Below are 19,086 nucleotides of genomic sequence, written 5' to 3' on the forward strand. Positions count from 1 at the left end.
AGCGGTGCCGCGGGGTCAGCGGGCGCCGGAGGCCTCGATGCGGGCTCCCGCGACGAGGGCGGCGGCGGCGGCCTCCACGGCCCGACTCCGGTACGCCTCGTCGTGCTCGGGGTCGACGACGGCCGTGACCGCCTCGGGCTCCGTGAACCACATGCGTGCGAGCGCCTGGACGGCGAGGGCCAGGGCGGCGGGGTCGAGGGCGGGGTCGAGGGTCGCAGGCGCCGCGTCGGGGGCCGGGGGAGTGTCGGCGTGCTCCTGCGCCCGTCGGATCGCCTCGATCTTGCTCGACATCGCCTCGTCTGTCGCCGTCGAGCGGCCGCCCGTGCGCTCGAGCTGGTACCAGGTGGCGAAGCGCTGCACGTCGGGGTGCTCGACGCCGGCCTCGTGGAGCCGGCGAGCGTAGCCGGGCAGGTCGGCAGGATCGAGAGCGACCTCGGCCACGGTGCGCTCGGAGATGTCGGCGAGCACGGCGTCGAAGAGGGCCTCTTTGCTGCCGAAGTAGGTGTAGACGAGACCGGCGCTGCAGGCGGCCCGCGAGGCGATGGTGTCGATCCGGGTGCCGGCGAGGCCGCTGCGGGCGAACTCGGTGAGGGCGGCGTCGAGGAGTCGGCGCTTCTTGTCGTCGGGATTGCGTTCGCGCATGGAGCCCAGTCTAGTAAATGAACGATCATTTGACAGCAGGCGCGCCACGACTTAGGGTCGGACTTATTGAACGCTCATTCATAAGGAGAGACCATGGCGCGCACGACCCGCTGGACCCGCGACGATCTCGGCCCCCAGGACGACAGGACGGTCGTGGTGACCGGCGGCTCCGGAGGCATCGGCCTGCGCACGGCGGAGGTGTTCGCCGAACGGGGAGCACGCGTGATCATCGGTGCGCGCGACGCGGCGAAGGCGACGGCCGCCGTCGACAGCGTGCGCGCGGCCGCCCGGCGCGCGGGGCGGACCACGCGCAGCGACGGCGTCGACTGGCGCCCCCTCGACCTCGCCGACCTCGGCTCGGTGCGTGGCTTCGCCGACGATGTCCTGGGGATGACCCCGTCGATCGACCTGCTGGTGAACTGCGCCGGCGTCATGGCGATCCCCGAGTGCCGACTCACGGCCGACGGCATCGAGATGCACTTCGGCACGAACCACATCGGCCACTTCGCTCTCACCGGACTCCTGCTGCCGGCCCTGGGCGCCGGGCGGCCCGCCCGGGTCGTCACGGTGAGCGCCCAATCGGCCCGCACCGCGCGACTCGACGTCGACGACCTCCAGCGCGAGAATCCCCGGTACGCGCCGATGGCCGCCTACGGCAACTCGAAGCTGGCCAACGTCCTCTTCGCGGTCGAACTGAACCGGCACGTCGACCCGGCGCGCGTCCTCAGCGTGCCGGTGCACCCGGGCACCGCCCGGACCGGCATCCAGCAGTACTCGACGAGCCGGGTCTACCGCGGAGTCGGCCAGGTCATCATGCGCGCCGTCGGCCAGCCGCTCGACCGCGTCGCCGACCCGATCGCGTTCGCCGCGACGAGTCCGGAGGCGACGCCGATGTCGTTCGTCGCGCCGACCGGCCCGTTCGAGCTCGGCGGGGCGCCCGGGTTCGTGCGGCTGCCGGCGCAGGCCGACGACGACGCCCTCCGCGCCGCGCTCTGGGCCGAGTCCGAGCGGCTCAGCGGCGTCGCCTACTGAACCACGCCGGCCGGCGGCGATCCGCCCTGAGCAGAACGTCGCGCCCGAGCGCCTCCCGTGTGGCTGACTGGGGTGACGACGAGAAAGGCGGCAGGATGCGCGGAGTCGTGTTCGTCCACGGAGCCCTGGTGCGCGACGGCGAGTGGTGGTGGCGCCCCGTCGCCGAGCGGCTCGAGGCGGAGGGTGGGGTGACTAGCCGAGCGGTGCTGCTGCCGTCGTGCGGCGAGACCGCGGCTCCTGCGGGCTCGGCAGGCCTCGCAGACGACGCCGCGGCGCTGCGCGACACGCTCGACGAGTTCGACGAAGCGGTCGTCGTCGGGCACTCGTACGGCGGCACCGTGATCGCCGAGGGGGCCGACCACCCGGCCGTGAGGCACCTCGTCTACATCAGCTCGTATCTGCCCGACACCGGCGAGGCGCAGGGCGGGATCATGGCCGACGAGCCCGACCCGGTGCGGGTCGCGATGACGGAAGACGGTTGTGTGCGCGTCGACGGGTTGGACGAGGCGGCGTTCGCGGCTCGGTTTCTGAACGACGTGCCGGACGAGTCCGTGCCGGCCGAGGCGTGGAGTCGGGTCGTGCCCCAGGGCTTCGGCGCGTTCGCGACGCCGACGACCGGCGCGGCGTGGCAGGGCCGGGAGTCGACGGCGCTCGTCTGCCTCGACGACATGGGCACCTCGGTCGGTCTGCAACGTCGGCACGCGGCGCGGGCGACCCACGCCGTCGAGCTGCCGACCGGGCACCACCCGTTCCTGTCGCGGCCCGACCTCGTCGCGAGCGAGCTCTCGCGGATCCTGCGGTCGCTCTGAACGACGGGCGCCGGACGACGGACAACGGGCGACGGCAGACAGGCGACGGCCGCGCCGAAGGGTGTACCACCAGGGCATCCCTCGACGGGCGCGGCGCTCGTAGTGTCGAGGCATGACACCCAGCCCCCTCGCCTCGACCGACCCCGAGTTCTGGTCGTTCTACAGCGCGTTCGCCTTCGGCGACATCCTCGAGCACTCCTCGCTCGACGAGCACGACCGGCTCGTCTACCAGCTGGCCGCCACGATCTCGGTCGGCGCCGTCTCGGAGTTCCGCGCCCTCCTCGAGCTCGCGCTCGACTCGGGCGTCACACCCGTCGAGGTCAAGGAGGTCGCCTACCAGGCGGTCGCCTACGTCGGCATCGCCCGCGTCGTCGACTTCCTCTTCGCGATCAACCAGGAGCTCGCCGCACGCGGCATCGACCTCCCGCTGCCCGGCCAGTCCAAGACCACGCCCGACACCCGAGCCGAGCTCGGCCTGGCGAAGCAGGGGGAGATCGTCGGCGCCGAGAGGCTCGCCGGGATGCGGTCCGCGGCTCCTGCCGATGCGATGCACTTCCAGGAGTTCCTGGCCGCCAACTGCTTCGGCGACTACTACACGCGCACCGGGTTCGGCGTGCGGCAGCGCGAGCTCATCACGTTCGCACTGCTCGTCGCGCTCGGCGGCGCCGACGCCCAGGTGCGCGGTCACGTCACGGCGAACGTGAACGTCGGCAACACGCGGCAGAACCTGCTCGACGTGCTGACCGTGCTCGTGCCGTACATCGGCTACCCCCGCACCCTGAACGGCCTCGCCGCCGTCAACGAGGTCGCACCCGCCTCGACGAAGGAGTCCTGATGAAGACACGCACTCTCGGCCCGAACCGCCTCGAGGTCTCCGCCGTCGGCCTCGGCTGCATGACGATGACGGGTGGATACGGCCAGGACCCCGACCGCGGCGAGATGCTCGGGCTCCTGCGCTCCGCTCTCGACCTGGGCGTGACGTTCTTCGACACCGCCGAGATCTACGGGCTGCACGCGAACGAGGAGCTGGTCGGCGAGGGCCTCGCCGCGGACCTCGACCGGGTGGTGATCGCGACGAAGTTCGCCAACCACATCGACCCCGACACGCGCCGGGTCACCGGCCGGATGCTGCGCCCCGACGAGGTCGCCACGGCGGTCGAGGGCTCGCTCACGCGCCTGGGCGTCGACGCGATCGACCTCTACTACCAGCACCGCGTCAACCCGGACTACCCGATCGAGGAGTTCGCCGGAGCCGTCGGCGACCTGATCCGCGCCGGCAAGGTGAAGAACTACGGCATGTCGGAGGCCGCCGCCGACACGATCCGCCGTGCGCACGCGGTCACACCCGTGGCCGCCGTGCAGAGCGAGTACTCGCTCTGGTGGCGGCGCCCCGAGGAGGGCGTGCTCGACGCGTGCCGTGAGCTCGGCATCGGCTTCGTGCCGTTCAGTCCGCTCGGCAAGGGATTCCTCACCGGCACGATCGACGCGTCGCGCACCTTCGAGCCGGGCGCCGACCTGCGAGCCAGCATCCCGCGCTTCGAGCCGGCGGCGCTCGAGCAGAACGTCGCGCTCGTCGACGGGGTGCGGGCGATCGCCTCCGAGAGAGGTGCGACGCCCGGCCAGGTCGCGCTCGCGTGGCTTCTGACGCAGGAGCCATGGATCGTCCCGATCCCGGGCACGACCAAGCTCGCTCGCGTCGAGGAGAACAGCGCCGCTGCCGATCTCGAGCTCACCGCCGACGAGGTGGCTCGGCTGACCGCGCTCTCGGACTCGATCGAGATCGTCGGCGGGCGCTACCCGGACTTCCTCGAGGCGCAGACGAACCTCTGACCGCCCGGGCCGCACGCGACTCTAGCCGCGGCGCGCCGGCAGGAGGATACTGCCGTGCAACGCCGCGTGAGGCGCGGCCCGGGAGGCCGGCATGGAGACCCCGTTCGACAGCGACTACGTCGACGTGCTCATCGTCGGCGCCGGGGCGTCCGGCATCGGTGCGGCGTGCCTCCTGCAGCGCGAGCTGCCCGGCAAGACGTGGGCGATCGTCGAGGCGCGCGAGCGCAGCGGCGGCACCTGGGACCTCTTCCGCTACCCCGGCGTCCGCAGCGACTCCGACATGTTCACGCTGAGCTACTCGTTCCGCCCGTGGCTGCGCCCGGAGTCGATGGCCTAGGGCGCCGACATCCTCGACTACGTCCGCGAGACCGCCGACGAGTTCGACGTCACCGACCGGATCCGCTTCGGGCACCGGGTGCTCCGAGCCGCCTGGTCGAGTGACGACGCGGTGTGGCGCACGACGGTCGTGCCTCCCGGCGGCGACGAGCGGACCCTCACGTCCTCGTTCCTCTACGTCTGCAGCGGCTACTACGACTACGACGAGCCCTACGACGCCCACCTGTCCGGGCTCGCCGACTTCGCCGGCGACGTCCTGCACCCGCAGCACTGGCCCGACGGCTACGACGTCGGCGGCCGCCGCGTGGTCGTCGTCGGCAGCGGGGCGACCGCGGTGAGCATGGTCCCCGAGCTCACGCGCACGGCCCGCAGCGTCGTGATGCTCCAGCGCACGCCGTCGTTCGTGCTGTCTCTGCCGCGGGTCGACCCCACCTCGGACGCCCTCCGCGCGCTCCTGCCGCCTCAGGCCGCGCATCGCGCGAATCGCACCAAGAACGCCCTCGTCGCCTTCGGCATCTACCAGGCCTGCCGCCGTGCGCCCGGGCTGGCCCGCCGGGCGCTCACCGGGCTCGCCGGGCGGGCCCTGCCGCCGGGCGCCGACGCCGGCACCCTCTTCGACCCGCCGTATGAGCCGTGGGACCAGCGGCTGTGCATGGTGCCCGACAACGACCTCTTCGAGGCGGTGGGCGCAGGAGCCGAGATCGTCACCGACACCATCGACACCTTCACGCGCACGGGCATCCGTCTGACGTCGGGCCGCGTGCTCGAGGCCGATGCCATCGTCACGGCCACCGGTCTCGCCGTGAAGCCTGCGGGCGGCATCGCCGTCGAGGTCGACGGGGCGCCGGTGGACATCGGCGAGACCTGGTTCTTCCGCGGGGTGCTCGTGAGCGGACTGCCGAACTTCGGGCTGTGCGTCGGCTACACGAACTCGACCTGGACGCTGCGGGCGGAGTTGTCGACGAGGTTCGTGTGCCGGCTCCTGAAGCATCTGGACCGGCATGGGCTGACCGTCGCCGTGCCCGACGCGCCGCCCGAGGGCGAGCCGCCGCTGCCCCTGCTCGACCTCACGTCGGGGTACCTCGCTCGCTCAGCGCACCTCCTGCCGAGGCGGGCGGCTTCGGCGCCGTGGAACCTGACGCAGAACTACCTCCGCGACAGTTTCGACGCCGTCGCGGTGCCGGTCGGTCGCGGGCTGACGTTCGCGCGGACGCCGGTGAGGCCGCGGGGCGCCGGGCAGCGCGAGACGGTCGGCGCCTGACGGTCGACCCCTGACGGTCAGCCCCTGACGGTCAGTGGCTGAGAGCTCCGAGGGCCCGCACGATGCCCGCGAGATCGTCCGACGGCAGCACTCCGAAGAACGCCGCGTCGGCGGCCTCGACGGCACCGTTCGCCTGGTTCGCGAGCGCCACGCCCCGCTCGGTCGGCTCGAGCGCGACTGCCCGACCGTCGCCCGGATGCTTCGCACGGGTGACGAGCCCCTTCGCCTCGAGCGCCCGGACCACCTGCGACGTCATCATCACGTCGGTGCCCGCGTGGGCGGCGAGGTCGCGCTGCGTCACCGGGGCGGCCACGCCGTCGAGGTCGGGCGCACGGTCGAGATACGCCAGCGACGCCAGCAGCACGAACTGCACGTGCGTCAGGTCGAACGGCGCGAGAGCGGCCCTGATCTGGCGCTGCCACACGTTCGTGACGCGCCAGAGGGCGAGGCCGGGGCTGCCGGCCGACTCCGGGAAGGCGGTCTCAAAGCGGGCCATCACGCCTCGGCCGGCGCGACGGCGGCGGGGCTCTCGCTCGAGTCGGTCAGCGGGGCGCCGTGCTCGGCGGCCGCGAACAGCTCCGCCAGGGCGGCGGGGAAGTCGGCGCTGATCTGCGGGCCGAGTTCGGGCGCGACGCTGTCGGATCCTGCGCCGTCGATGACGAGGGTGTGGGTGACAGTCGTGCCGCCGCCGGGCAGGGGTGCGAGGTCGTGCCGGAAGGCGAGGGTGATGTCGCCGTAGACGGTGACGTCGGCGTAGACGCGCTCAGGTTCGACGTGGGTGATGGTGGACTCCATGGGATCCTGCCCCTGCGGAGTCACGGTGAGCGTGGTGCCGACGGCGAACGGGCCGTGCAGCTCGAACGTGTCGGACTCGGGGCCGATCTTCGTGCCCGAGTGCAGCGCCTCGATCATCGCCCACACAGCGGCGGGTGAGGCGGTGGTGGTGCCGGTGTGCGAGGTGGTCCACATGGTGTTCTCCCATCAACTAATAAGTGCGCTTACTATATGACGGGCGTTCGGCCGCGGTCAAGAGAGCGAAGGCCCCTTACCGACACTTTCTATCGAAAGTGTCGGTAAGGGCGCGGGGTCAGGCGGCAGGAGCCGGCGCGGCCGCGTTCACGAGAGGGATGACGCGCCGCCCGAACGTCTCGACGTCGGTGGTGAAGTCCGGGAACGACAGCACCGTCCGCCCCACCCCGCCGTCGGACTCGAGGTGGCGGAAGAACGCCGCCACCCGCTCGTACGACCCCACGAGGTGCGGGTGGAAGAGCGCCGGGTGGTACACGATCGCCGCCCGATCCTCGGGGAAGACCACCTCGGGGATGTCGTGCGTCAGCCCGTTGAGCCGGTTCGACGCGGTGCCGACGGTGTCGGCCTGCCCGGCGACGATGAGGCCCTGCGCGTTGTCGAAGTCGACCTCGCGGCAGATCTCGTAGAACTGCTCGATGGCCGCGTCGTCGGTCTCGGCCGCGATGACGCCGTAGAGCGCGGCGCTGTCGACGTTCCTGCCGGTCTCGGCGGTCGCTGAGAGCAGCCCGGCGCGCGCCGCCTTCACCTCCTCGTAGGTGCCCTGCACGAAGTTGAAGTCGGCGTAGGCCGCGGTGATCGCCTGCGACTTCGCCGACAGGCCGGGCACGACGATCCGCACGCCGTGGGCCGGGCGGGGCTGCACGAGGCTGTCGTCGAGCTGGAAGAACTCGCTCTTCCGGTTCGAGCGGCCGGTGGCCCACAGCTCGAGCAGGATCCGGATGTACTCGCGGCTGTAGTCGTACCGCGACTCCATGTAGCCCTCGGGCCACAGCCCCATCTGGGCGTACTCGGCCTTGTTCCAGCCGGCGACGACGTTGAGCACGAAGCGCCCGCCCGACGCGTCGTCGTAGGTCGCGGCCATGCGCGCGGCCATCGACGGGTGGAGGGTCGGGGCCGCCACGGAGCCCCAGATCTCGAGGGTCTTCGTCTCGGGGATCAGGAGCCCGGAGAGACCCATCGGGTCGAGGCTCTGATCCCAGAACCCGTCGCCGTTGCCGTAGCCGCGGAGCTTCGACATGTTGAGCAGGAACGTGTAGCCGGTCTCCTCCGCCACGTGGGCGATGTCGGTGTTCATCGCCACGGTCGGCGTGAAGGAGGGGACGGCCTTGGAGAGGATGTAGCCGTCGTTGGTCGTGGGCATGAAGATGCCGAAGTGCATGGGGTGCCTTTCCTGGCGGGTGAGGGGGGTCGGGGGAGGAAAGGCGGTTCAGGTGCCGTGGGCGATCTGCCCGGTGCCCCAGGCCAGGTGCGCGCACGCCGACGGCAGCGTCGTCGGGTCGCCCGGTCGGGTGTTCATGGTGTGAACATAACGAGCGTACGTTTCGACGCTGTTTCGCCAGCGCGAAAGTCGGGTTTCAGCTTCCGAGCGGCAGCTTCGCCCGAGCGCGACGCCACCGCGGCTCGAACACCGCCCGGTTGAGCAGGCGCACGGGTGCGGGGATGCGGCGGGTGAGCATCATGTACCGCGTCGACGGCTCGGCGTACGACAGCATCCTCGGCAGGAGGTCGGCCATCTCGCGGGCGCCGAGCCCCTTCACCATGTCCTGCTCGAGGCGCGCCCATGCGGCGGGGGAGAGCCGCGTGGCGAAGAGCGGCGCCACCAGGGACTCCTCGCGCTCGAGGTGCTCGCCGACGATGCGCCCCAGCTCGTCGAGCTGGCGCACGAGCGCCGATCTCTGCGCATCGAAGTCGGCGGCGTGGACGAGCGACGGCAGGTCGCGCGTCCGCTCGTCGACGGCGGCGAGTGTCCGCAGCACGGCGCTGTGATCGGCCTCCAGCTCGGCGAGGGCAGACGCCGCCTCGGGCGCGAGGGTGCGCAGCTGCGGCCAGATGCGGTGGTCCTCCGACTGCATGTGGTGCACGAGCGACGCCGAGAACGACGCCCACCACTTCGCCAGCGCCCACGCGGCCTGCGTGTCATCGCGCCGGAGCGCCAGCAGCTGGGCGCTCTGGTCACGGATCTCGCCGCGGATCTGGTCGTGCACGAGCATCCAGCCGCGCACGTCGTTGTCATCGGCCCGCGTCTGCTCGACCATGTCGCCTCCCCGGCGAAGGCCTTCGGGTGCCTCCGCCTGGCACGGACGCTAACGGCGCCGCCACGTCATGCCAATACGCACAATCGCGTAGACGTGGCACCGTGGTGCGACGACCGTGGGAGGGGTCAGGCGGTCGCGCGCAGCTCGTCGATGACGCTCTGCAGCTGCGCGGCGGCCGCTGCGTCAGCGGCATCGGCATCGCCGGCGACGACGGCGTCGATGATGCTCAGGAGCTGAGGCAGCGACTGAGCGGGCCGCCCCGGCCGCATCGCCAGGCGGAACTGGAAGCGCACGACCTGCACGTTCAGCCGCTCCAGCTGCCTCGCCGCCACGACCTGCCCGCTGTACTCGATCACGAGGTCGTGCAGCCGTCGGTTGAGCGTCGAGTACGTCTCGACGGCGCCCTGCGCGACGGCCTCGCGGAGGCCGTCGCCCACCGCCACGAGTGCGGCGCGCTGGGAGGGCGTCGCGAGGACTGCGGCCTTCCGCGCGCACAGCCGCTCCAGGGCCGACCGGCACTCGGTGATCTGCACGGCCTCGTCGACGCTGACCACGCGGATGCGGGCGCCCCGGTGCGGCACGAGCTCGACGACGTCGTCGGCGGCGAGGTCCGAGAGGGCCTCGCGGGCCGAGTTGCGGGTCACGCCGTACTGGTCCGCCAGATCCTGCTCGACCAGTCGCTGGCCGGGGACGAGCTCGCCGGCCCAGAGAGCTCGTCGGATCGCATCGGCCACGTGCGTGCGGCCGGCGGCGCCCTTGATCGCGGTGATGGTCACGTCGGCTCCTGTCTCGTCCTGGTCATTCTGGCACGCGGCCGAAAAAATTCACGAAAAAATCGCTGACAAGATTGTCAACAATGTCGTCAACGAGTACCGTGGGTCGCATCGAGCGGCAAGGAGGCCCGGATGATCATCGACTGCCACGGTCACTACACGACGGCGCCGACTGCGCTGGGCGACTGGCGCGATCGTCAGATCGCCTCGCTCGAGCGCGGGGAGACCGCACCTGACCCGCGGTCTCTCCGCATCTCCGACGACGAGATCCGCGAGTCGATCGAGGCGAACCAGCTTCGCCAGATGGATGCGCGCGGCATCGACGTCACCGTCTTCTCGCCCCGCGCCTCGTTCATGGCCCACCACGTCGGCGGCTTCGAGACCTCGAGCGTCTGGGCGGCGATCTGCAACGACCTCTGCGCCCGCGTCGTCGCGCTCTACCCGACGAGGTTCGCCCTCGGCGCCATGCTGCCGCAGTCGCCCGGGGTCGACCCGGCGACCTGCCTGCCCGAGCTGGACCGCGCCGTCACCGAGCTGGGCGCCGTCGCCGTGAACCTCAACCCCGACCCGTCGGGCGGGCACTGGACGTCGCCGCCGCTCACCGATCGCTCGTGGTACCCGCTCTACGAGCGCCTGGTCGAGCTCGACGTGCCCGCGATGGTGCACGTGTCGACGAGCGTGAACCCCGCCTTCCACACCACCGGTGCGCACTACCTCAACGCCGACACGACCGCGTTCATGCAGCTCGTCGAGGGCGACCTGTTCCGCGACTTCCCGACCCTCCGCCTCGTGATCCCGCACGGCGGCGGGGCGGTGCCGTACCACTGGGGCCGGTTCCGCGGGCTCGCTCAGGCTCTGGGGAAGCAGGAGCTGCGGGAGCACCTGCTGGGCAACGTGTTCTTCGACACCTGCGTCTACCACCAGCCCGGCATCGACCTGCTCCTCGACGTGATCGGGCACGAGAACGTGCTCTTCGCCTCCGAGATGATCGGCGCCGTGCGCGGCGTCGACCCCGACACCGGCCACCACTTCGACGACACGCGACGCTACGTCGAGGCGGCGGACCTCTCGCCGGAGGAGCTCGAGGCGATCGAGTCCGGAAACGCGCTGCGGGTCTACCCGAGGCTCGCGGCGGCACTTCAGAAGGAGACGGCATGAACGACATCGGAGTGGTCCGCACCAGGATCACGCGCACCGACCCCGCGCTCGTCGACCGCCTGGCCGCGCTCGACGTGGCCACGGTCCACGAGGCGATGGGGCGCCGAGGGCTCATGCGGCCGTACCTGCGGCCGGTGTACCCGGGGGCGAGGCTCTGCGGGACGGCGGTCACCGTGCTCCTGCAGCCCGGAGACAACTGGATGATGCACGTCGCGGCCGAGCAGGTGCGCCCGGGCGACGTGGTCGTCGCGGCGTGCACGACGGAGTCGGAGGACGGCTTCTTCGGCGAGCTGCTCGCCACGAGCATGCGGGCTCACGGCGCGACCGGGCTCGTCGTCGACGGAGGCTGCCGCGACGTCGCCGAGCTCGAGGCCATGGACTTCCCGGTGTTCAGCCGCGCCGTCCACGCCAAGGGCACGGTCAAGGCGACGCTCGGCTCGGTCAACGTGCCGGTGGTCTGCGGCAACGCCCTGGTGCATCCGGGCGACGTCGTGCTCGCCGACGCCGACGGGGTCGTCGTGATCCCGCGGGCCGAGGCCGCAGCCGTCGCCGACGCTGGCGAGAAGCGGCGCGACGACGAGGTCGGCAAGCGCGCCCGCCTCGCCGCCAGCGAGCTCGGCCTCGACATCTACTCCATGCGCGGCCCCCTCGAGGCTGCGGGACTCCGCTACATCGACGATCCGGAGGATCACGAATGACGACCTTCACCGACGCGCACACGCACGTCATCTCGACCGATTTCGACGCCTACCCGCGCGACCCGATCGGCGGAAAGCAGTCGACCTGGTCCGAGGAGCACCCCGTCGACGTCGACGGCCTCCTCGCCGCCATGGACGCGGCCGGCGTCGCCCAGGCCGTCGCAGTCCAGGCCTCGACCGTCTACGGCCACGACAACCGCTACCTCGCAGCCTCTGTCGCGGCCCACCGCGACCGCCTCGTCGGCGTCTACTCGCTCGACGCGATGGCCCCCGACGCGGTCGCCACGATCCAGCGCTGGCAGGAGGCGGGCCTGAACGGCTTCCGCCTCTTCACCACCGGCACGACGATGCCCGGCCAGGCCGACTGGCTGGGCCACCCCGACTCGTACCCGGCGTGGGCGTACGCCGAAGAGCACGGAATCCCGGTCTGCCTCCAGATGACGATCGACGGCATCCCCGCCCTCCAGAAGACCCTCGAGAGGTACCCAGGATCGCGAGTGGTTCTCGACCACTGCGCCCGCCCCGACCTCTCCGACGGAGCCCCGTACCGCACGTCGCACGGCCTGTTCGACCTCGCGGCCTTCGACGGCGTCCACCTGAAGCTGACCCACCGCGCGATCGGCGCCGCTGCGAAGGGGGCCTCGACCGTCGAGGCGTTCCTCGACGCGCTGCTGTCGACCTACGGGTCGTCGAGGCTCATGTGGGGCTCGAACTTCCCGGCCGCCGACGGCTCGCTCGCGTCGCTCGTCAAGGAGGGGCGCGAGTCGCTCGCCTTCCTCGACGACGCCGATGCCGCGAACGTCTTCGGCGGCACGGTGCGGCGCTTCTACGCGATGGCGGAGGCGAGCGCGAATGTCTGAGTCGAGAGACGAGTCGCCGATCCTGCGGATGGCGCTCGGGAAGCACGAGATCGCCCGCCTGCTGCGCGACCGCGAGATCACCGACCCGGGTGTGCGCTTCGACTTCGCCGACGTCGAGCCGATCCACAGGGCGTTCGCGCCGATGGTGCGCGAGCAGGCGTTCGACGTGTCGGAGCTCGCCATCGTCACGGCCCTCCAGGCGATCGCCTACGACCACCCGATCGCGCTGCTGCCGGTCGTCGTGGCGGGGCGCTTCCAGCGCAAGTGCCTCATCTCGCACGCGTCGAACCCGATCCGCGACGCCCGAGAGCTCGTCGGGAAGACCGTCGGGGTGCGGTCGTACACGCAGACGACGGGCTTCTGGATCCGGTCGCACCTCGCCGAGGACTACGGGGTCGCCGCCTCCGACATCACCTGGATCACCCAGGACGAGCCGCACGTGCCCGAGGCGGTCGAGCCGTCGTTCGTGCACCGCACCCTCGAGCGCCCCCTCGTCGACGCGCTGCGCGACGGCGAGATCGACGCGGCGATCCTCGGCAACGACCTGCCGAGCGGCGACGAGTGGGTGCCGGTCATCGACCACGCCGCCGACCGCGACCACGCGTGGGCGCTGAAGCACGGCTACGTGCCGATCAACCACCTCGTCTCGGTCTCGCTGACGGCGCTCGACGAGCACCCCGAGGCCGTGGCTCGCACGCTGGGCCTCCTCGAGCGGGCCGACGCGAAGGCCTCCGAGTCGCAGGATCTGCCCGTCACCCTCGCCGGGCTCGACCGCCTCCGAGGACCCGTCGACGAGATCGCCGCCGCCTGCCTCGCGCAGGGCATGCTTCCCCGCCCCGTCACGAGCGACGAGGTGTTCGCCCCCGTCAGCGAGCTGCTCGCGGCCCGGGCCTGAGCGCTTCGCAGGAGCCGGTGCCGCCGGCTCCTGCACCCACCCCACCGCAACGATCCCCGACGCGCCCCATCGCAGTGGCGCAGAGACGAGACAGAGAATGTCCGCACAGATCGCATCCCCGGCCCCGGGCCGGGGTGGCCGCTTCAGCTTCACGCAGCTGAACCCGTTCTCGAGGCCGCTCTACAAAGACCTCACCTTCCAGGTGCTCACCGGCATGGTTGTCGGCGTCCTCCTCGGCGTGTTCGTGCCGAAGGTCGGTCTCAACGTCAACGACGTGTCGACGATCTTCATCAACCTGATCCAGATGGTGGTGGGCCTGATCGTGTTCTGCACGGTCACGCTCGGCATCGCCAAGGTGCGCGACTTCGGCAAGGTCGGCCGCATCGCGATCAAGGCGATGGTCTACTTCGAGGTCATCACCACGTTCGCGCTGATCATCGGCCTGGTCACGATCAACATCCTGCGACCCGGCGTGGGCCTCCACATCGACCCGTCGACGCTGTCGCAGAGCGCGAGCACCAAGGCGGCGACCAACGAATCGTTCGGCACGTTCGTGACGAGCCTCGTTCCGACGAGCGCCATCGGGGCGTTCTCGTCGGGGAACATTCTGCAGATCCTGATCTTCTCGGTGCTGTTCGGCTGCGGCGTCTCGGCCGTCGGCGAGAAGGCGGCGCCGCTCATCTCCGTCGTCGAGACCACGCAGTCGGCGCTGTTCTGGATGATCCGCCAGATCATGAAGCTCGCCCCGCTCGCCGCCTGCGCCGCCATCGCCTTCTCGGTCGCGACCTACGGCCTGCACACGCTGGTGTCGCTCGGCGCGCTCGTGCTCGAGTTCTTCCTCACCGTCGTGCTCTTCTTCGTGCTCGTGCTCTGGCCCGTGTCGCACTACGCCAACGTCAGCCTGCTGAAGCTCATGCGGTACATCCGCAACGAGCTGCTGCTCGTGATCGGCACGTCGTCGTCCGAGAGCGTGTTCCCGCAGCTCACCGAGAAGCTCAAGAAGCTCGGCGTCAGCGACGAAGTCGTGGGCCTCGTGCTGCCGACGGCGTACAGCTTCAACCACGACGGCACGTGCCTGTTCTTCGCCGCGACGAGCGTGTTCCTGGCGCAGGCCACCGACACGCACCTCGGCTGGACGGGCCAGCTCACCCTGATGATCGTGCTCCTGCTCACGTCGAAGGGCGGGGCGGGGGTCGCAGGATCCTCGATCCCGATCCTCGCGCTGACGCTCGCCGCGACCCACATCATCCCCGTGGCCAGCGTCGCGCTGATCCTGGGCGTGCAGAAGATCATGTCGGCCGCGTTCGTCTTCGCGAACATCACCGGGAACTGCGTGGCGACGGTGGTGGTCGGCAAATGGGAGAAGGCGATCGACTGGGATCAGATGCATCGCGAGCTCGACGCGGGCTACGTCGAGCCGTCGGCCTTCACCCGGAAGGCCGACGAGACCGAGCAGGAGCAGCCGGCGCTCGTCTCGCAGTAGCGGCCGGCGCCCGGCTCAGAACGACCGCAGGTTCTCCCGCAGGGTCGTGTGCGCGTACGAGGTGCGCACGACCCCGCGGCGCTGCAGCGCCGGCACGAGCCCGTTCGTGATGTCGTTGATGTACTCGCGCGAGACCGGCTGGCCGAAGATCAAGAAGCCGTCGCCGCCGACCTCCTGCATGAACTCGTCCATCTCGGCGGCCACGCTGTCGGGCGTGCCGACGAGCGGAACCGTCTCGATGCGCATGGCGCTCATGCCCTCGCGGATCGTGCGGCCGCCGAGCACCTTCCGCCAGATGTCGAGCTGGCCCTGGTGGCCGTTCGTCGTGACGTCGTCCGGCAGGGGCTGGTCGGGGTCGAACTGCAGGAAGTCGATCTCCATCGTGCCGGCCATGTGCGCCATCTGCAGCTCCATGGCGTGCTGCTTGTCGGCGAACCAGCGGTCGCGCTTCTCGCGGGCGAGCTCCATCGTCTCGGCGAGGATCGGCTGGATCACGGGGAAGATCTTGATCTCGTCAGGATCCCGGCCCATCGCCTCGGCGCGCCGACGCACGTCGGCCCGGTACTCCTTCGCGCCCTCCACGCCGTTCGGGATCGTCAGGATCACGTCGCTGTTCGCCGCCGCGAAGTCGCGGCCCTTCGGCGACGAGCCGGCCTGGCAGAACACGGGGCGGCCGCCGGGCCCGGCCGGCAGATTCAGGGGCCCACGCGACTTGTAGAACCGGCCCTCGTGGTTCACCTCGTGCACCTTGGTGTGGTCGGCGTAGTAGCCGGTCTCGGGGTCGGCGACGATCGCGTCGGGCTCCCACGACGCCCAGAGCTTCTTGGCCACGTCGACGAACTCGGCCGCCATCTCGTAGCGGAGGTCGTGCTCGGGCAGCACGTCGAGGCCGTAGTTCTGCGCGGCGAGGTCCTCGCTCGAGGTGACGATGTTCCAGCCGATGCGGCCCTGGGTGATGTTGTTGAGCGTCGCGAACTGCCGAGCCAGGTGCCACGGGTGGTAGAACGTCGTCGACGCGGTGGCGATGATGCCGATCCGCTCGGTCGCCTCGGCGAGCATCGACGCCGTGACCACCGGATCCATCTTCGGCGCGTAGACCGCGTGCTTCAGCTCCATCTCCATGTCGCCGCCGAGCACGTTCGGCACCATGAGCGAGTCCTCGATCATGATGAAGTCCATGCACGCCTTCTCCATGGCGCGCACCATGTCGACGTGGAACCGGCCCGAGAAGAAGTTCTCGACCGGGTCGTTGCCGCGGAAGGCGGTGTTCCAGTTCGGTGCGGTGAGGTTGGCGAACCAGCCGAGGCGGAAGGGATCAGCAGACATGGGTCGAGTGTGGGGGAGCGGGGTTTCTGTGCCGCAACGCGTGGATTCCGCCGGGGTTACGCCGATCCTGCGCCCGTGATCGCACCACGCCGAGACTTTTACGGCGGCGCAATGGCGGCGCAAATGCGCGTCGGTACCGTCTGGTCATGTTCAAACTCGGTTGGTTCGTGAACGGCTTCGCACCCAAGACCTGGCACGGCCCCTGGGCGGGTGAGAACCGCACGGAGTGGATGGGGCCCGGCTTCTGGCAGGACGTCGCCCGCGGCCTCGAGCGCGGCGGATTCGACATGTTCTTCCTGGAGGACACCGCCATGATCGAGGACACCTACGAGGGCTCCGCCGCTTACACGCTGCGGCACGCCGCCATGGCGCCGAAGAACGACCCGATGCCCCTGATGCCTCTGCTCGCGGCCGCGACGAAGCACATCGGCCTGGTGTCGACGATCTCGACGATCCAGTACCCGCCGTATCTGGCCGCCCGACTCGGCACGACGCTCGACCACCTCACCGAGGGCAGGATCGGCTTCAACGTCGTCACGAGCGTCAGCCATCGGGTCGCGCAGAACTACGGCTACGAGCGCCACCTCGAGCACGACGAGCGTTACGTGATGGCCGAGGAGTGGATGGACGCCGTCTCGCAGCTCTGGGAGTCGTGGGAGCCGGACGCCCTCGTGCTCGAGACCGACCCGCCGTTCTTCGCCGACCACACGAAGGTGAAGGCCGTCGACTTCGAGGGGAAGTACTTCCGCACCCGCGGCCCGCTCAACACCGTGCCGGGGCCGCAGCGACGCCCGGTGATCGCGCAGGCCGGCGGCTCGCCGAAGGGTCGAGACCTCGCCGCGCGCAACGCCGACGTCATGCTCGGGCTCGTGCAGAGCCCGGAGGAGATGGTGGAGTTCCGCGCGGACATGGACCGCCGCCTCGCCGCCTTCGGCCGCGACCCCGACGACCTGCACATCTTCTTCATGGCGCACGCCTACATCGGCGAGAGCGACCGCGACGGCCGGGAGCGCTTCGACGCCGTGGCCGCCTCACGCCACGATCCGTCGGCGATCGCGGCCAAGCTCTGGGCGATGTCGTACACCTCCGGCGGCGAGATCGACTTCTCGAAGTTCGACCTCGACGGCCCCGTGCCGACTCGCCTGGGGAATGGCGAGACCACCACGCACAAGGCCTGGACGGCCGCAGGAGCCGGCAAGACCCTGCGCGACGTCGTCACCGGCCCCGCCAACTACGGCCTCGACTTCGTGGGGTCCGCCGCGACGATCGCCTCGCAGATGGACGAGGTCATGCGGGCGACCGGACGCATGGACGGGTTCCTGATCCAGGGCATCGAGGACGAGCTGACCCGGCGCTCCCTCGCCGAGGTCACCGACGGCCTGTGCCCCGAGCTGAAGCGCCGCGGCCTGATCCGGAAGTCGTACGAGCACGACACCTTCCGCGAGAACCTCGAGTCCTGGTAGCCCCACTGCGACAAAACGCGACACCTGCGACGTGGATCCACGTCGCAGGTGTCGCGTTTTGTCGTGAAGAGAGACAGCGTCGCGCCTACTAGGCGGGGTCGCGGAGGTTGTCGCGCAGCAGCTGATGCTTGAAGCCCGAGCGGATCAGGCCGCGACGACGCAGCGCGGGCGAGAGCGCGTCGGTGATCGTCGAGATGTAGTGGCGGCTCATCGGCTGGTTGTAGATGAGGAACCCGTCGCCGCCCACGTACTCCATCACGGCCTCCATCTCGTCGGCGACGGTCTCGGCCGTGCCCACCAGCGGGAGCGACGAGATCCTGCCGCCCGAGGCCGCCTCGCGGATCGTCTTGTCGCCCCAGGCGCGCTTCGTGTTCTCGAGTGTCGACTGGTGGCCGTTCGTCGTGACGTCGGCCGGCAGCGGCTTGTCGGGGTCGAAGACGCTCATGTCGATCTCCTGCGTCGCCTCGAAGTGCGACATGTTGATCTCGAAGTTCGTCTCCTTGCGCCCGTTCCACTCGTCCTGGATCTCCCGGGCGTGCTCCTCGGTCTCGCCGATCAGCGGCAGGATCACGAAGAAGATCTTGATGTCGTCGGGGTTGCGACCGAAGCCCTCCGCGCGCTTCCGAATGTCGTCGCGGAACGCCTTCATCTCCTCCGGGCCGTTGGGGATGTTCAGGATCAGGTCGGTGTGCTTCGCCGCGAAGTCGCGGCCCTTGGGCGAGCCTCCCGCCTGGCAGTACACCGGGTAGTGCTGGGGCGACCGCGGCACGTTGAGCGGCCCGCGGGTCTTGTAGAAGCGCCCCTCGAAGTCGGCCCGGTGGACCTTCGTGTAGTCGGCGTAGTAGCCGGTCTCGGGGGAGGCCGTGATGGCGTCCTCGTCCCACGAGTCCCAGAGGGCCTCGGCAGCGCGCTTGAACTCGTCGGCCATCTCGTAGCGGAGGTCGTGCTCGGGCAGCTTGTCCATGCCGAAGTTCTGCGCGGCGCGGTCCTCGGACGACGTCACCATGTTCCAGCCGATTCGGCCGCGCGTGAGGTGGTCGAGCGTCGCGAACTGGCGGGCCAGCTGGAACGGGTTGTAGAACGTGGTCGACGCGGTGCAGATGATGCCGATGTGCTCGGTCGCGTAGGCGAGCATCGAGGCGGCGACCACCGGGTCGAGCTTGGGGGCGTAACGGGCGTGCTTGAGGGCCATCTCGCTGTTGCCCCTGTACATGTCGGGGACCATGAGGGAGTCCTCGAGCATGAGGAAGTCGAAGCCGGCCCGCTCGAGGTTGCGGGCCTGGTCGATGTAGAACCGGCCGTCCATCCAGTTCGTCGCATCGTCGGTGACGTACGGGGAGGTGGGCGATGCCGTCCACTCCGGGGCGGTGAGGTTGCCGAACCAGCCGAGTTGGAACACGTGGTGCCTTTCTGAGTGTGGGTGGGACGACCGAGGGGTGCCGACGAGACGTCGGC

General features: G+C 70.3%; 20 protein-coding genes. 12 read left to right on the forward strand and 8 right to left on the reverse strand.

Annotation, left to right across the window (positions count from 1 at the left end; all coding sequences use genetic code 11):
- Positions 1–15 precede the first annotated feature (15 nt).
- A complete protein-coding gene (locus tag C8E83_RS02505) occupies positions 16–642 on the reverse strand; it encodes a TetR/AcrR family transcriptional regulator (protein ID WP_121368283.1) in 627 nt (208 codons plus the stop codon).
- A 93-nt stretch (positions 643–735) separates the two neighbouring features.
- Here C8E83_RS02505 and C8E83_RS02510 point away from each other — a divergent pair, with 93 nt between their 5' ends.
- From C8E83_RS02510 to C8E83_RS02530, 6 genes are all read left to right on the forward strand, one after another.
- Positions 736–1,674 carry an SDR family NAD(P)-dependent oxidoreductase gene (locus C8E83_RS02510; RefSeq protein WP_121368284.1) on the forward strand — a complete coding sequence of 313 codons (939 nt, stop codon included), beginning with the start codon at positions 736–738 and terminating at the stop codon, positions 1,672–1,674.
- A 59-nt stretch (positions 1,675–1,733) separates the two neighbouring features.
- Positions 1,734–2,483 carry an alpha/beta fold hydrolase gene (locus C8E83_RS02515; RefSeq protein WP_245981367.1) on the forward strand — a complete coding sequence of 250 codons (750 nt, stop codon included), beginning with the start codon at positions 1,734–1,736 and terminating at the stop codon, positions 2,481–2,483.
- 112 nt (positions 2,484–2,595) lie between these two features.
- The gene (locus C8E83_RS02520) at positions 2,596–3,318 is read left to right on the forward strand and encodes a carboxymuconolactone decarboxylase family protein (RefSeq protein ID WP_121368286.1); all 723 of its coding nucleotides are present in this window, start codon (positions 2,596–2,598) and stop codon (positions 3,316–3,318) included.
- Positions 3,318–4,313, forward strand: a complete 996-nt coding sequence (locus C8E83_RS02525; RefSeq protein ID WP_121368287.1) for an aldo/keto reductase — start codon at positions 3,318–3,320, stop codon at positions 4,311–4,313. The genes C8E83_RS02520 and C8E83_RS02525 overlap by 1 nt, the downstream gene beginning before the upstream one ends.
- Positions 4,314–4,404: 91 nt before the next feature.
- Positions 4,405–4,650 (forward strand): NAD(P)-binding protein, encoded by a 246-nt coding sequence (locus C8E83_RS19800; protein WP_245981368.1) that lies wholly within the window; start codon positions 4,405–4,407, stop codon positions 4,648–4,650.
- A 9-nt stretch (positions 4,651–4,659) separates the two neighbouring features.
- A complete protein-coding gene (locus C8E83_RS02530; protein ID WP_281270834.1) occupies positions 4,660–5,910 on the forward strand; it encodes a flavin-containing monooxygenase in 1,251 nt (416 codons plus the stop codon).
- 31 nt (positions 5,911–5,941) lie between these two features.
- Here C8E83_RS02530 and C8E83_RS02535 read toward each other — a convergent pair whose 3' ends face one another.
- The 5 genes from C8E83_RS02535 to C8E83_RS02555 all read right to left on the reverse strand — a co-directional run bounded on the left by C8E83_RS02535 (position 5,942) and on the right by C8E83_RS02555 (position 9,751).
- Entirely contained in the window at positions 5,942–6,406 is a 465-nt protein-coding gene (locus tag C8E83_RS02535; RefSeq protein WP_121368288.1) for a MarR family winged helix-turn-helix transcriptional regulator, read from the reverse strand.
- Entirely contained in the window at positions 6,406–6,879 is a 474-nt protein-coding gene (locus C8E83_RS02540; protein WP_121368289.1) for an SRPBCC family protein, read from the reverse strand. The genes C8E83_RS02535 and C8E83_RS02540 overlap by 1 nt, the downstream gene beginning before the upstream one ends.
- Before the next feature lie 118 nt (positions 6,880–6,997).
- Positions 6,998–8,098 carry an LLM class flavin-dependent oxidoreductase gene (locus C8E83_RS02545; RefSeq protein WP_121368290.1) on the reverse strand — a complete coding sequence of 367 codons (1,101 nt, stop codon included), beginning with the start codon at positions 8,096–8,098 and terminating at the stop codon, positions 6,998–7,000.
- A gap of 196 nt (positions 8,099–8,294) precedes the next feature.
- Positions 8,295–8,975, reverse strand: coding sequence for a hemerythrin domain-containing protein (locus tag C8E83_RS02550; RefSeq protein WP_121368291.1), 681 nt, complete (start codon positions 8,973–8,975; stop codon positions 8,295–8,297).
- 125 nt (positions 8,976–9,100) lie between these two features.
- A complete protein-coding gene (locus tag C8E83_RS02555; RefSeq protein WP_211331646.1) occupies positions 9,101–9,751 on the reverse strand; it encodes a GntR family transcriptional regulator in 651 nt (216 codons plus the stop codon).
- 129 nt (positions 9,752–9,880) lie between these two features.
- On the opposite strand from C8E83_RS02555, the gene C8E83_RS02560 reads away from it, so the two are divergent.
- From C8E83_RS02560 to C8E83_RS02580, 5 genes are all read left to right on the forward strand, one after another.
- Positions 9,881–10,906, forward strand: a complete 1,026-nt coding sequence (locus C8E83_RS02560) for an amidohydrolase family protein (protein WP_121368292.1) — start codon at positions 9,881–9,883, stop codon at positions 10,904–10,906.
- A complete protein-coding gene (gene ligK / locus C8E83_RS02565; RefSeq protein WP_121368293.1) occupies positions 10,903–11,604 on the forward strand; it encodes a 4-carboxy-4-hydroxy-2-oxoadipate aldolase/oxaloacetate decarboxylase in 702 nt (233 codons plus the stop codon). The genes C8E83_RS02560 and ligK overlap by 4 nt, the downstream gene beginning before the upstream one ends.
- The gene (locus C8E83_RS02570) at positions 11,601–12,464 is read left to right on the forward strand and encodes an amidohydrolase family protein (protein WP_121368294.1); all 864 of its coding nucleotides are present in this window, start codon (positions 11,601–11,603) and stop codon (positions 12,462–12,464) included. The genes ligK and C8E83_RS02570 overlap by 4 nt, the downstream gene beginning before the upstream one ends.
- Positions 12,457–13,359, forward strand: coding sequence for a substrate-binding domain-containing protein (locus tag C8E83_RS02575; protein ID WP_211331647.1), 903 nt, complete (start codon positions 12,457–12,459; stop codon positions 13,357–13,359). Before C8E83_RS02570 ends, C8E83_RS02575 begins: the two co-directional genes overlap by 8 nt.
- Positions 13,360–13,456: 97 nt before the next feature.
- Positions 13,457–14,842: a cation:dicarboxylate symporter family transporter gene (locus C8E83_RS02580; protein ID WP_121368296.1), complete on the forward strand. Its 1,386-nt coding sequence runs from the start codon at positions 13,457–13,459 to the stop codon at positions 14,840–14,842.
- Positions 14,843–14,857: 15 nt separating this feature from the next.
- On the opposite strand, the gene C8E83_RS02585 is transcribed toward C8E83_RS02580, so the two are convergent.
- Positions 14,858–16,168: an NtaA/DmoA family FMN-dependent monooxygenase gene (locus C8E83_RS02585; protein WP_121368297.1), complete on the reverse strand. Its 1,311-nt coding sequence runs from the start codon at positions 16,166–16,168 to the stop codon at positions 14,858–14,860.
- A 146-nt stretch (positions 16,169–16,314) separates the two neighbouring features.
- Here C8E83_RS02585 and C8E83_RS02590 point away from each other — a divergent pair, with 146 nt between their 5' ends.
- The gene (locus tag C8E83_RS02590; RefSeq protein ID WP_121368298.1) at positions 16,315–17,631 is read left to right on the forward strand and encodes an NtaA/DmoA family FMN-dependent monooxygenase; all 1,317 of its coding nucleotides are present in this window, start codon (positions 16,315–16,317) and stop codon (positions 17,629–17,631) included.
- An 88-nt stretch (positions 17,632–17,719) separates the two neighbouring features.
- Here the strand turns inward: C8E83_RS02590 and C8E83_RS02595 are convergent, their stop codons facing one another.
- Positions 17,720–19,030, reverse strand: a complete 1,311-nt coding sequence (locus tag C8E83_RS02595; RefSeq protein ID WP_211331648.1) for an NtaA/DmoA family FMN-dependent monooxygenase — start codon at positions 19,028–19,030, stop codon at positions 17,720–17,722.
- Between the last annotated feature and the right edge of the window lie 56 nt (positions 19,031–19,086).

The organism is Frondihabitans australicus (genome assembly GCF_003634555.1).
GTDB classification, from domain to species: domain Bacteria; phylum Actinomycetota; class Actinomycetes; order Actinomycetales; family Microbacteriaceae; genus Frondihabitans; species Frondihabitans australicus.